We start from the raw sequence: 13966 nt of genomic DNA on the forward strand, positions 1-13966 counted from the left end.
GCGAATCGCTTGTTCGCACGTCACGCGGTTTTAACAATCGACTCGTAGCTTAGGCGAATTTTGAACAGCCAGGGCGCGCGCACGCACCGGCGCAAGGAGCACGCCCATGTCCACCTTGATGGAATCACCGATCGCATCACCTGCGGCGTCGCCGTCGTCCGGCAGCGAACCCGTCTGGATCGTGCCGCTGCACGATCATCCACCGTACGGACACGTGCGCCTGAAGCGCGTCTTCTCGACGGACGGCACGCGGCATCAGGTCGTGCTCGTCGATGCACGCAAGCTGGTCGCGTGCGCCGATCGTGACGACACCGATTACGTATTGCGTCCCGTGCAGGAATGGCATCAAGGGAAGCTGCGCGGCATCCGCGAGTTTCTCGATCCATCGAACACGCGCATTCCGCAGATGCCCTATGTGACGATCACGACGCGCCGGGCGCCGGGTGTGCTCGGCCTGCTCAGGCTCGAACACGAGGGCGTGGTCGCGTTCCGCAACGGCCAGCATCGCGCGCGCTACATGATGGCGGCGGGCGCCGTGTGGTTTCCCGTGGAAGTGCACGAGCGCGAAGCTGCGCTGCTGCGTCAGTACTGCGGCGCGTCCGACGATGCCCGCACGGCATTGCGGCCCACGCCGGCCAATGCGAGCGGCGGCCCGCACTCGACGCCATGAGCGTCTGACGAGCGACGCGTCGTCATTCGACGCCGCGCCGCTTCAACCGCTCGCGGGCGGCGCCTCGACGACGTTGCGAGGCGTGCCGTCCCGCCACGCCTCGACATTGCCAAGTGTCGTCTGCGCGATTTCCGTCATCGCCTCGCGCGTGAAGAACGCCTGGTGCGCGGTGACGATCACGTTGGGGAACATCAACAGCCGCGCGAGCACGTCGTCCTGCAGCGGCAGATTCGAATGATCCTCGAAGAAGATCCCGCCTTCTTCCTCGTACACATCCAGCCCGAGATGTCCCAACTGGCCGCTCTTGAGCGCGCCGACCAGCGCATTGCTTTCGACCAGCCCGCCGCGCCCCGTGTTGATCAGCATCGCGCCGCGTTTCATCTTCGCGAGCGCGTGGCTGTCGATCAGGTGATACGTGGACGGCAGCAGCGGGCAGTGCAGGCTGACGATGTCCGAATCCGCGAGCAGCGTATCGAGCGGCACGTAGCGTCCGCCGAGCGCGATCAGCTCGGTGGCGGGCGGACCGGGATCGTGCGCGAGCACCTGCATGCCGAAGCCCGCCATGATGCGCGCGAAGCAGCGGCCGATGATGCCCGTGCCGATCACGCCGACCGTCTTGCCATGCAGATCGAAACCGAGCAGGCCGTTCAGCGAGAAGTCGCCTTCGCGCGTACGCGCGACCGCGCGCGCGAGCTTGCGGTTCAGCGCGAGGATCAGCCCGACCGCATGCTCGGCGACCGCGTACGGCGAATAGGCCGGCACGCGCACGACCCCGATGCCGAGCCGTTGCGCCGCCGCGAGATCGACGTGATTGAAGCCCGCCGAACGCAGTGCGATGAGCCGCGTGCCGCCCGCGTGCAGAGTTTCGAGCGTCGCGGCGTCGACGCTGTCGTTGACGAACGGACACACGACCTCGTAACCCTCGGCGAGAACGGCCGTGTCCGCGTCGAGATGCGACTCCTGAAAGTGCAACTCGAAGCCTGACGCGGCATTCGCCTCGGTGAACGTGTCGATGTCGTACTGGCGGCTGCTGAACAGGATCATGCGCATGTCACGGCTCTCCTCATGGGCTTCCTGTGCGGCGTCGGCGGTGCGTGGGCCACGGCGCGCACCTCACGAAGCGTGCTGCGCGAGATGCAGGTCGTGCGCCACGATCGCATGCGCGGCGACGGGCAGGACGGTTGCCGGACAGCCCGCATGCTCGACGGTGTAATCGACGAACGCGCGCGTTTTCGCGGGCAAATGACGGCGGCGCGGATACACGAGCGACACCTTGGCCTGCGATTCGTCGACGGTGTAATCCTGCATGATGCGCTTCAACGCGCCCGTTGCGAAGTCGTCGGCGACCAGCGACTCGGGCAGCACGGCGATGCCCATGCCCGCGATCGCCGCGAGCCGCACGAGCAGCGGACTGTTGACCGTGTATGAAGGTTCGAGCGTGACGGGTTGCGCGTCGCCGTCGTTGTCGATGAAATGCCAGACGGTGGGGCCGCGCTGCTCGGCGGGTGTCGCAATACACGAATGCAGCGCCAGCTGCTCAGGGTGGCGCGGCTCCTCGCGCGTCGCCAGATAGGACGGCGCCGCGCACGCGACGAGTCGCTGCGTTGCAAACGACAGTTCGATGCTGTCGATCTCGGCCGCCGCGCCCGGTGTCGGCGCCGGACTCGCGATGAAGAGCCCGACGTCATAGCCGTCTTCCAGCAGGTGCGGCATGCGCTCGGCGAGTGTGAGCCGGATCCGCACCTTCGGATAATGCCGCCGGTAGCCGTCTAGCAGCTGCGTGAGCGCCTGGGCCGATAGCGCGCCCGTTGCGACGACGCGCAGCGTGCCGCCCGGCTCGCGCTCCGTGCCCGCGACCGAGCCCTCCAGATGGTCGAGTTCCTCCAGCAGCCCACGGCAGCCTTCCAGATAATGCGTGCCGGCTTCCGTCAGCGAAAGGTTGCGCGTGGTGCGGTTGATGAGGCGCGCGTGCAGATGCGCCTCGAGTGTGGCGATCGAGCGAGTGACCAGTGCGTTCGATACCTTCAGTTGCTGGGCCGCGCGTCTGAAGCTCTGTGTTTCGGCGACCCGGACAAAGACCCGCATTGCGTAGATCTGATTCATGGTGGCGCCCTCTAAAGCGCGATGCTGCCGCGCGTCGTTGACCCGGTGGTGGCGTGCGGCAGATAGTTCTGCGTCGGCCTTTGGCGGGTGTAATACGGGCATATTGAATGCAATTTGCCCGCACAGGAATTTTGCAGATCCGGCTTAAAAATAATATTGACAGTCGCCGACGATTACAATATCTATAAAAACGATGAGGACATTTCGCAAATGTAAAAATGCCTCATCCCGTGATTTGACGCAATCCGGCGATACGATTCCCGCTCGCTTCAAATACGGACATAAAAAAGCCATCAGGCTGCAGAACGCTGTCCTCTGTTGTTCAACAACTTTACGAGGGAACGATGCCTGTCAACGGAACCAACACGAGCTGATTTTCAGCTTTCTCACCGCCGCGCCATTCCGGACTGACGCATGCCCGTCAGTGCGGCGCAGCACATTTCGCTTCGAATATAGCCGATTAATTCGGGCGAATATACGCGCACATTTTCATTTAACGCGACTAATGTCCGTGGGGATAATCGCGCGCGCAAAATTTTTAAAAAAATTCGTACAAGATCCGCCTTGCCGGGAAATCCGAACATGGTCGCCGAATTGCTTAAGTCTCAGCCGGAGATTGCGCTGTTCGCGAGCCTTGCGCTCGGCTATCTGATTGGTTCGTTCAAGCTGGGGCCGATCCAGTTGGGCGGCGTGTGCGGCACGCTGATCGTGTCGCTGCTGCTCGGCCAGACGGGCGCGCGCATCGCGCCCGACCTGAAGAACATCGCGTTCGCGCTGTTCATCTTCGCGCTCGGCTTCACGGGCGGCCCCCAATTCTTTGCCAACGTCGGGCGCGGCTGGCGCTACGGGCTGCTGTCCGTCGTCGAGATCGTCTCGGTGCTCACGCTCGTGATGATCGCGGTCGCGCTGCTGCATCTCGATCCGGGTACGGCGGCGGGACTGCTGGCGGGCGCGGCGACGGAATCTGCCGTGATCGGCACGGCGTCGGAAGCCGTTGCGAAGCTCGGCCTGTCCGACGCCGAGACGCTGCGCCTCGAGGCGAACATCGTCACTGCGTACAGCGTCAGCTATCTGTTCGGGCTTATCACGATCGTGCTGTTCACCAGCCAGTTCGCCGCGCTGCTGTTGCGGGTGAATCTGCGCGAGGAAGCCGAACGCCTCTGGCGGAAGCTGGGCGGCGGCGAGTCGCTCGGCGAAGGGGAGCGGCTCGCCGCGCCCGCGCTGGTCGGACGCGCGTTCCGGATCGGCCCGGCGGCGGGCGTTGCCGTCGGCGCGTTCGAAGCCCGATACGGACACAACCTGACCATCGAGCAGATCGAGCGCGGCGGCGCGCGGCTGGCCGTTGCGCCCGAACTCGCGCTCGCGCCCGGAGACCTGGTGCTGGTCGGCGGTCGGCGCGAGGCGCTCGTGACCGCCGCGCCTTCGCTCGGCGAGGAAGTCGCGGCCGGGCACCATTTCTCGACGGCACTCGCCGACTCCATCGACGTCGTGCTCACGCGCAAGGATGCGCACGGCGCGACGATCCGCCAGTTGCGCGAGCGCGCGGACCCGGTGCAGGGGCGCGGCATCTACATCGCGGCCGTCACGCGGCTGGAGACGCGCGTGCCGGCGCTGCCCGGCACGGAACTGAATCGCGGCGACGTGCTGACGCTGGTCGGCATGAAGGAAGGCGTGATGCGCGGTGCGCAGCGGCTCGGCTACGTGCTGCCCGCGACGCTCAAGACCGACTTCGTCTATCTCGGGCTCGGCGTGCTGATCGGTATGGGGATCGGGCGTCTGTCGGGCACCTTCGGCGGCGTCACGCTCGCGCTCGGCACGGGCGGCGGGTGTCTGCTGTCGGGACTGCTGTTCGGCTGGATCCGCTCGCGGCATCCCATCGTCGGCTCGCTGCCGCCCGCCGCCGCGCAGATTCTCAAGGATTTCGGACTCGCTACCTTCATTGCCGCCGTCGGCCTTTCCGCCGGTCCGGATGCGATCAAGCTCGTGCGCGAGTACGGGCTCGCGCTGCCCGTCGCCGGGATTCTGATGGTGCTGGTGCCTGGTCTGTTGTCGCTGTGGATCGGCCGCATGTTTCTCAAGCTCGACGCGCCGATGCTGCTCGGCGCGATTGCCGGCCAGCAGTGCAGCACGCCCGCGATCAGCGCACTCGTCGGCGTGACGGGCAATTCGACGCCCGTCATCGGCTACACGATCACCTACGCGCTGTCGAACATCCTGCTGCCGCTGATGGGGCCCGTTGTCGTCGGGCTGACGGCGCAGTTCGGGCACTGACGGCAATGGTAACGACGACATCGGGATTCGCGCGGCCGGACAGCGTCGCGCGGGCAGGAGCGGCGGACGGTAGTGCCACGTCGTCCGCTGCGTTTCGTTCGCGGGTCACGCGCCCGCCTTTTCAATGAGAGGGCACGATGGACTGGATACACAACATCTTTCACAAATCACCGGAGATAGCGCTGTTCCTGTCGCTGGCCGTCGGTTACTACATCGGCCAGATCAATTTCGGCAAGTTCCAGCTAGGCGGCGTCGGTGGCTCGCTGCTGGCGGCCGTCGTCATCAGCCAGGCGGGCGTGTCGATCGACAGCGGCGTAAAGGCGGTGATGTTCGCCGTGTTCATCTATGCGGTCGGGTACGACTCGGGGCCGGGCTTCTTCAACTCGCTCAATCGCAGGACGCTGCGCGAGATCGCGATGGCGCTGTTTCTCGCCATCTCCGCGCTGATCACGGTGATCATTTGCGCGAAGATTTTCCATCTGAACAAGGGGCTCGCCGCCGGGCTGGCGGGGGGCGCGCTGACGCAGTCGGCCATCATCGGCACGGCGGGCGATGCGATCGCCCGGCTCGGACTGCCGCCCGAAGAGGTGAAGTCGCTGCAGTCCGACGTCGCGATTGCGTACGCGGTGACCTACGTGTTCGGCTCTCTCGGCGCGATCATCGTGTGCGTCAACATCCTGCCCAAGTTCATGGGCCGCGACCTGCGCTCGGCCGCGCTCGACGCCGAGGCGAAACTCGCGGGAGGCACGCCGTCGCGCGCGCCGGGGCAGTTGCCCGCGTTGCCGGATCTGGTGGGCCGCGCGTTCAAGGTCGGGCCTGCGGCGGGGCGCAAGGTGTCCGAGATCGAAATGGCGGGGCAGGACTTCATTTCGATCGAGAAGATCCGGCGCGGCGGCAAGGAAATCGAGCCCGGGCCGAACGTCGTGCTGAATGCCGACGACGTCGTGCTGCTCGTCGGGCGGCGCGAAGGCATGGTGCCCGTCGCGCCGATGATCGGCCCCGAGGTCTCGGACGTGACCGACGTCAGCGCCGTCATGCAGACGCGCCAGGCCGTGTTCACCGCGAAGGGCCTGAACCACACGACGATCAGGGCCGTGCGCGAAACGGTCGACCGTGATCTGCGCCACGGCGTGTTTCTCGAAAGCATCACGCGCGTCGGCCAGCCGGTGCCGATCCTGCCCGAGACGCAGCTCGAACACGGCGACGTCATCACCTATTTCGGCTCCGCGAAGGACACGAAGCGTGCGGTGCAGGCGACGGGCTACGAGCTGCCGTATTCGATCAAGACGGACTTCATCTACATGGGCATCGGCCTCGTGATCGGCCTGCTGATCGGGCTGATCGTCGTCAACGTGGGCGGGGTGCCGCTCACGCTCGGCTCGGGCGGCGGCTGTCTGCTCGCGGGCCTCGTGTTCGGCTGGCTGCGCGGCAAGCATCCGATGTACGGCGTGATGCCGCCCGCCGCGTCGCGTCTGTTGCAGGACTTCGGGCTGGCCGCGTTCGTCGCCGTGGTCGGGCTGAACTCGGGCTTGCAGGCCGTCACGACGGTCAAGCAGCTTGGCCTCACGATCTTCCTGCTCGGCGTGCTCGTCACGATACTGCCGCTGATCCTCACGATGCTGTTCGGCCGCTACGTGCTGCGCTACGACAACGCGGCGATTCTCGCGGGCGCGCTGTCCGGCTCGCGCAGCGCGAATCCGGCGTTCGGCGGCGTGCTGGACAAGGCCGAAAGCGCGGTGCCGACCGTGCCGTTCGCGATCACGTATGCGATTGCGAACGTGCTGCTGACCTTGCTGGGGCCGCTTGTCGTCGGGCTGGTTTGAACACGCTGACTCGATCGAACCGATTCATACGATCGTCAGGACTGTAGCCGGTGCAGCGAGCGGGCCAATGCCCGCGTCGCGTCGGCGCATTTCCTCTTCTACTGGAGAACGCATCATGGCAAAGGACAAAGGCAACGACAAGGCAGCGCTGCAGGCGCTCAGCCCGTTCGAACTGAAGGACGAGCTGATCAAGGCGGCAGGCGGCGGCGCCGTCGAGCGCCCGGCCAACGCGTCGATGCTGAACGCGGGCCGCGGCAACCCGAACTTTCTCGCGACGATTCCGCGCTACGGCTTCTGGCAACTCGGTCTGTTCGCGATGCGCGAGTCCGAGCGTTCGTTCGCGTATATGCCAGAGGGCGTCGGCGGCTTTCCGAAACGCGAAGGGCTGTCCGAGCGCTTCGAACTTTTCCTGCGCGAGAACAAGGGGCTGCCGGGCATTTCGTTTCTCGCGGGCTGCGTGTCGTACGTGCGCGACCAGCTGGGTCTGTCGGGCACCGACTTTCTCTATGAGATGTGCGAAGGCATTCTCGCGTCGAACTACCCCGTGCCCGACCGCATGCTGAAGCTGTCGGAGACCATTGTCGGGCAGTATCTGCGGCGCGAGATGATCGGCAAGTATCCGTTCGTCGGCGAGTTCGACATCTTCGCGGTCGAAGGCGGCACGGCGGCGATGACGTACATCTTCAACACGATGAAGCAGAACCACCTGATCAAGGCGGGCGACACGATCGCGCTCGGCCGCCCGATCTTCACGCCGTACATCGAGATTCCGACGCTCAACGACTACGAGCTGAACGTCGTCAATCTGGACGCGGACGTCGAGAACAACTGGCAGTACTCGAAGGCCGAACTCGACAAGCTGCGTGATCCGAAGGTGAAGGCGTTCTTCCTTGTGAACCCGAGCAATCCGCCTTCCGTGCGTATCAGCGACGAGAGCCTCGAATACATCGCGCAGATCGTCAAGGAGCGCCCGGACCTGATCCTGCTGACGGACGACGTGTACGGCACCTTCGCCGACGACTTCGTGTCGCTGTTCGCGCTTGCGCCGAAGAACACGATCCTCGTGTATTCTTATTCGAAGTATTTCGGCGCGACGGGCTGGCGCCTCGGCACGATCGCGACGCACAAGGACAACATCCTCGACAAGCTGATCGCCGAACTGCCGAAGGACACGAAGAAGATTCTGCACAAACGTTACGAGTCGATCACGACGGAGCCGGACAAGCTGAAGTTCATCGACCGGCTGGTCGCCGACAGCCGCACCGTCGCGCTGAATCATACGGCCGGGCTGTCGACGCCGCAGCAGGTGCAGATGGTGCTGTTCTCGCTGTTCTCGCTGATGGATACGCCGGATGCGTACAAGAACGCGCTGAAGCGGCTGATCCGCAGCCGCAAGCGTGCGCTTTACGAAGAGATCGGCATTGCCTTCGACGAGAAGGATGCGAACCAGGTCGATTACTACACGATCCTCGACATGGAGTATTTCGGCGAGCGCGCGTACGGCCGGGAGTTCGTCGACTGGCTGCTGAAGAATACCGAGGCGTCGGAAATGCTGTTCCGGCTTGCTGCCGAGGCGCGGGTCGTGCTGCTGCCGGGCATGGGCTTCGGCACGAAGCATCCGTCGGGACGCGTGTCGCTCGCGAATCTCAACGAGTCCGACTACCGCAAGATCGGGCGCGCGATACGCAAGCTGACGGAAGACTACGTCGAGCGGTATCGCAAGGAGACGGGCAAGAACCTCGTGCGGAAAGAGGTGAAGTGACAGGTGAAGTGACAATCGAGGTCAAGTGACAATCCGGCATGCGAAGACGGGGATGCATCCCTTGCGCAAACGGACATATGGGTGAATGATCGAACGACGGCCCGCCGCCCGCAGGTGCTGCTGCGCGCGGCGGGCCGTTTTTCCTGCAACGTTCACTTCCGTTTCATGCGTACCGATCATGACCATTACAACGTCCAACGTCGTTCCCTGTCCTGAAGTCGAATCGCTCGATGCGATTCTTCCCGAAGAACCGCTCCTGATGATGGGCGCCGGCCCTGTGCCGATCCCCGCCGCCGTCGCGAAGGCCAATGCGATCGTCATCAACCATCTGGGCAACACGATGGCCAAAGTGGTCGGACAGGTGAAGACGATGGCGCGCTACGTGTTCCAGACGAACTCGAAGTGGGTGCTAGGCGTCGCGGGGCCGGGCTCGGCCGCGATGGAAATGGCGATTTCCAATCTCGCGTGGCGGGGCACACGTGTGCTGAGCATCAAGAATGGCTTTTTCAGCGCGCGGATGGCGGAGATGGGGCGGCGCGTCGGTGCGGACGTGACGCTGCTCGAAGTCGAGGACCGCGCGGTTGCGACGCTCGAGCAGATCGAAGAGGCGATCCGCCGCACGCGTCCTGAGATCGTGACGATCGTGCAGGGCGAGACGTCGAACACCGTCTGGAACTACCACCTGAAGGACATCGCGGCGCTCGCGAAGAAGGCGGGGGCGCTGGTCGTCGTGGATGCCGTCTGCACGCTGTCGACGATGCCGCTCGACATGGATGCCTGGGGCATCGACGCGGTGATCACGGGCGGGCAGAAGGGTTTGTCGTCGATTCCGGGCGTATCGCTGATCGCGTTTTCGGATGCGGCGTGGGAGCGGGTGAAGGGGCGCAAGGATGCTAGCCCGCACTGGTGTCTGGATGCGTCGCTGGCGGAGAACTTCTGGCACAACGCGGGGTATCACTACACGGCGCCTGTGTCGGGTGTGCTGGCGCTGCACGAGGCGTTGCGGCTCGTGTGCGCGGAGACGCTGGAGAAGCGCTTCGCGCGGCATCTGCGGTGCTCGCTTGCGTTGCAGGCGGGGATCAGCGCAATGGGCTTGCAACTGTATGCGCCGGCTGAGTGCCGGTTGAATTCGGTGGTGGGGATCGAGGTGCCTGCCAGGCCGTCGCTCACACCTGCCGATATTTGCGGGCATATTTCGCGGTATCACCAGGTGGAGATTTCGGGATCGTTCGGGTTGCCGATCGTGCGGATCGGGCAGATGGGCGAGCAGGCTCGCGCTCATAATCTGTTTCGCACGCTCCATGCGTTTGGGCGGACGATGTCCGAGCTTGATGTCAGGGTTGACTTGCCAGCTGGCGTGGCGGCTTTGGAGCGGGCTCTCGCCGCTGGAAGGGATTGAGTTTTGGTTTGTTTGTTTGTTTGTCTGTCTGCGACGTAGTCGCCATTCTTGCCTTCTCGGCGCGGGCTTCGCCTTTTGGTTTTTGCTCCGCGCTTTCGCTGGCATCCGCGCTTTCGTAGTGGTTGTTCATGCGTTGCCCCTGTGCGGGGCGGCACCTACTTTTCTTTGCAGCGGCAAAGAAAAGTAGGCAAAAGAAAGCCGCTCACACCGCCAGCCCTTGTTCCTGCCTGCGGGCCCCCAACGGGTCCCGCACTCCACTCGGCAACACTTTGTTTTGCGCCCGTTGCCAGCGCCTTGAGCAGGCGCATCACCCACTCCAGTCACCCGCAGGCAGCCAGCGGCAGCGACTCGTCTGCGCCGCCCAGGTGGCAAACTGTGTGTAGCTTGTCGCACCATATGCGTTGGCGATCCTACGACACCGATCCGCTTTTCCGTCCGGAGTGATGCACGTCCGTCGCGATCGCCTACACACAGTTTGCCACCTGGGCGGCGGTGGACTTTCTGGTAGAGCAGGCCGTGACGTGGGAGCGTGGAATGGGTGATGAGAATCCAAGAGCGCTGGCAACGAGCATGGATTAGCGCGCTGCCGCATGAAGCGTAAGAACTGTTGAGGGCCCGCAGGCAAACACACCGGCTGGCGGTGTGAGCCCGCTTTCTTTGCTTACTTTCTTTGCGGCGGCAAAGAAAGTAAGTGCCGCCCCGCACAGGGGCAACGCCAGCAAACCAGAAGCAAAACGCGGACGCCAGCGCTAAGTCAAGAACCGGAAGGAAAACCGCCGCGCCGCGAAAAGCACCAGCAGTAAACGTCAAGCAGCAGCAGGCGCATTCGGCGTTCGCGCATTGCGCAAATACAGCATGGTGGACAGACCGACAGCCGCCGCAGCGGCAACAGCTGCAAACAGAAACACCGATCCGTATCCAAACTCACCGGCAATATATCCGGCCAGCGGCCCAGTAATCCCGAGCGACAAATCGAGGAACACCGAATACGCCGACAACGCCGCGCCACGGCTGGCAGGCGGCACGAGCCCAACCGCCTCGACGCCCAGCGCCGGAAACACCAACGCAAATCCAAACCCCGTCAACGCAGCGCCCGCAAGCGCAACATGCGGCTCCGGCGCGAGCCACAACAACAGCAAGCCAGCGCATTCAAACGAAAACGAAGCAATCGCGACGCGAAACCCGCCATACGTCTTGATCGTGTTGGCAAACAGCAGACGCGCACCGATGAACAGCGTGCCGAACACCGTCAGCGACAACGCAGCATTAGGCCAATGATTGGCCGCATAGAACAGCGTGATGAACGTCGCAATCGAACCGAAGCCCGCCGAGCCGAGCGCGAGGCCAATGCCGTGCGGCAGCACGCGCGTGAACACGCTGCGATACGACATCCGCTCGCCATGCACGACCGGCACAGGCGCAATTCGCTGCGCGAGCGTATAGCCAATCGCCGCCAGTGCGATCACCACGACGCCAAGCGCGAAAAAGCCCACGCTGCGCGAAATCCATACGCCCACCGGCGCGCCGATCGCGAGCGCGCCATACGTGGCGATACCGTTCCACGAAATCACGCGCGCATTGTTCGTCGTGCCGACCCGTCCGATGCCCCACAGGATCGCACCCGTGCCGCACAGGCTTTCGCCGAAACCGAGCACCAGCCGGCTCAGCACCAGCAGGCTCAGGCTCAACGTCGGCCAGCGGCCCAGCAAGACGGCCAGCAACAACATAATGCCGCTCGCGCCGCAGCCGAGCAGACCAATCGTCACCGTCTTCTTCGGCCCGAGCGTGTCCGCCGAACGGCCGGCAATCGGACGCGACGCGAGCGTCGCGAAATACTGGACGCTGATCGCCAGGCCCGCGATCACCGCGCTGTAGCCAAGGTCGTCATGGACGTAGCCAGGCAGCACGGCAAGCGGCACGCCGATCGTCAGATAACAAAGAAACGTGAAGAAAACGACCGGAATGATCTGCAAAGTGGTCGCAAATTCGCTGCGCGGTGTAGCGGAGTCGGCGGACATGGGGAAAACGAGACTTGAATTTGGCGGGGAGCCATGATTTTCCCATGGAACCGATTCCCCTGCAGGCTCCGCTTAAAAATTTTCTCGTCGAAACAACGCGCTGAAACGGCCTTCTGACGGCTTCCCATCAAATTTTTCGGCATCGCGTCGCCCGTACGAATCAATCCGATTGTCCTAATCTCGTTAAAAATTACCAAAACAGCTTGAAACGGACATCCAGATATAAGCCGAGCTACCGTCCGCTGTCTCAATTTATCGCTCCAGCTGTATGTCCCCCATGCGATCGGGCCTATGGGTTGTGAATATTGATGATGCTACTTTTCGACCATCAGCCGCACCGTCCGCAGCCCCACGCGGACGCGAACAACCGAAACGAGCACGAGACATGAGCCAGCCGATCCGCTTCTACCATCGCAACGCGATCCGTGAAATCACCGACGCGCCCGTCACCCGCACCGTTCTTCAATACCTGCGCGAAGACGCGCGCTGCACGGGCACCAAGGAAGGCTGCGCGGAAGGCGACTGCGGCGCGTGCACGGTCGTGGTCGGCGAGCGCAACGACGCGGGCGGCGTCAGCTTCAAGGCGGTCAACGCGTGCATCCAGTTTCTGCCGACGCTCGACGGCAAGGCGCTCTTCACCGTCGAAGACCTGCGCCAGCCGGACGGCAGCCTCCATCCCGTGCAGGAAGCGATGGTCGAATGCCACGGCTCGCAATGCGGCTTCTGCACGCCGGGCTTCGTGATGTCGATGTGGTCGATGTATGAAAAGCACGGCCACGAGCACGCCTGCAGAAACAAGACGGTGCCAGACCGCGCTGACATCGCCAACGCGCTGACGGGCAATCTGTGCCGCTGCACCGGCTATCGCCCGATCATCGACGCGGCCGAGCGCATGTTCCAGCTGCCCGCGCCGAAAGCGCCCGTCGACGTGAAGGCGCTCGCAGCGAAGCTTGCGACGCTCGAACGCGGCGAAACCTTCCACTACGAACACAACGGCCAGCAGTTCGACGCGCCGCGCACCGTCGCCGCGCTCGCGCAGATCAAGGCCGCCGCACCCGACACGCGGATTCTCGCGGGCAGCACCGACATCGGCCTGTGGGTCACGAAGATGATGCGCGACCTCGGTCATATCGTGTACGTCGGCCAGATCGCCGAAATGCAGAAGATCGACGTCACCGAAGACTGGATCGAAATCGGCGCCGGTGTCACCGTCGAGCGCGCGTACGCCGAACTCGCGAAGCAGTATCCCGAACTGACGGAGATGTGGCAGCGCTTCGCGTCGCTTCCCATCCGCAACGCGGGCACGCTCGGCGGCAACGTGGCGAACGGCTCGCCCATCGGCGATTCGATGCCGGGCCTGATCGCGCTGGGCGCGCGGGTCGTGCTGCGCGGCGCCGACGTCGAACGCGAACTGGCGCTCGAAGACCTGTACCTCGCGTATCAGAAGAAGGACATGGCCGCGCACGAGTTCGTCGTCGGTCTGAAGGTGCCCGCGCGCAATGCGGCGCGTAAGCACTTCCAGTTCCGCACGTACAAGATTTCGAAGCGCTTCGACTCGGATATTTCCGCCGTATGCGCCGCGTTTTCGTTCATCGCCGACGGCGAGACGATCCGCGAGCCGCGCATCGCGTTCGGCGGGATGGCCGCGACGCCGAAGCGCGCAACGCACGCCGAAGCCGTGCTCGCCGACAACGACTGGCACGAAGCCACCGCGCAGATCGCGATGCTCGCGCTCGCGAAGGACTATCAGCCGCTGTCCGACATGCGCGCGACCAGCGACTACCGCCTCGAAGCCGCGAAGAACACGCTGTACCGCTTCTGGCTCGAAACGCGCCCGAACAATCCGCTGCAAAAGAGCGCGCTCGATGTGCGCGCGGTGCTGGCGGCAGGCGCGGACGCCTGATAGCGAACGGTACGAAT

9 protein-coding genes are annotated in these 13966 nt (G+C 64.0%); 6 read left to right on the top strand and 3 right to left on the bottom strand.

Annotated elements, in window-relative coordinates; genetic code table 11:
• Positions 1–106 precede the first annotated feature (106 nt).
• A complete protein-coding gene (locus G3N95_RS12865; RefSeq protein WP_205970373.1) occupies positions 107–670 on the top strand; it encodes a hypothetical protein in 564 nt (187 codons plus the stop codon).
• Positions 671–712: 42 nt separating this feature from the next.
• Here the strand turns inward: G3N95_RS12865 and G3N95_RS12870 are convergent, their stop codons facing one another.
• Together G3N95_RS12870 and G3N95_RS12875 are read right to left on the bottom strand one after the other, a co-directional pair.
• Positions 713–1720: a 2-hydroxyacid dehydrogenase gene (locus G3N95_RS12870; RefSeq protein ID WP_205970374.1), complete on the bottom strand. Its 1008-nt coding sequence runs from the start codon at positions 1718–1720 to the stop codon at positions 713–715.
• Between the two features lie 63 nt (positions 1721–1783).
• Entirely contained in the window at positions 1784–2773 is a 990-nt protein-coding gene (locus G3N95_RS12875; protein ID WP_205970375.1) for a LysR family transcriptional regulator, read from the bottom strand.
• Between the two features lie 582 nt (positions 2774–3355).
• Between G3N95_RS12875 and aspT (G3N95_RS12880) the strand changes: the two genes are divergently transcribed.
• The 4 genes from aspT (G3N95_RS12880) to G3N95_RS12895 all read left to right on the top strand — a co-directional run bounded on the left by aspT (G3N95_RS12880) (position 3356) and on the right by G3N95_RS12895 (position 10028).
• The gene (gene aspT / locus G3N95_RS12880) at positions 3356–5044 is read left to right on the top strand and encodes an aspartate-alanine antiporter (protein ID WP_205970376.1); all 1689 of its coding nucleotides are present in this window, start codon (positions 3356–3358) and stop codon (positions 5042–5044) included.
• Between the two features lie 137 nt (positions 5045–5181).
• The gene (gene aspT, locus G3N95_RS12885; RefSeq protein ID WP_205970377.1) at positions 5182–6867 is read left to right on the top strand and encodes an aspartate-alanine antiporter; all 1686 of its coding nucleotides are present in this window, start codon (positions 5182–5184) and stop codon (positions 6865–6867) included.
• Positions 6868–6982: 115 nt separating this feature from the next.
• Complete coding sequence (locus tag G3N95_RS12890; RefSeq protein ID WP_205970378.1) at positions 6983–8629, top strand: bifunctional aspartate transaminase/aspartate 4-decarboxylase; 1647 nt, start codon at positions 6983–6985, stop codon at positions 8627–8629.
• A 178-nt stretch (positions 8630–8807) separates the two neighbouring features.
• Positions 8808–10028 (top strand): aminotransferase class V-fold PLP-dependent enzyme, encoded by a 1221-nt coding sequence (locus tag G3N95_RS12895; protein ID WP_205970379.1) that lies wholly within the window; start codon positions 8808–8810, stop codon positions 10026–10028.
• An 806-nt stretch (positions 10029–10834) separates the two neighbouring features.
• On the opposite strand, the gene G3N95_RS12900 is transcribed toward G3N95_RS12895, so the two are convergent.
• A complete protein-coding gene (locus tag G3N95_RS12900; RefSeq protein WP_205970380.1) occupies positions 10835–12046 on the bottom strand; it encodes an MFS transporter in 1212 nt (403 codons plus the stop codon).
• Between the two features lie 385 nt (positions 12047–12431).
• Between G3N95_RS12900 and xdhA the strand changes: the two genes are divergently transcribed.
• Positions 12432–13949, top strand: a complete 1518-nt coding sequence (gene xdhA / locus G3N95_RS12905; RefSeq protein WP_205970381.1) for a xanthine dehydrogenase small subunit — start codon at positions 12432–12434, stop codon at positions 13947–13949.
• Positions 13950–13966 lie beyond the last annotated feature (17 nt).

The sequence above is a fragment of the Paraburkholderia sp. Tr-20389 genome (genome assembly GCF_017104565.1).
Taxonomy (GTDB): domain Bacteria; phylum Pseudomonadota; class Gammaproteobacteria; order Burkholderiales; family Burkholderiaceae; genus Paraburkholderia.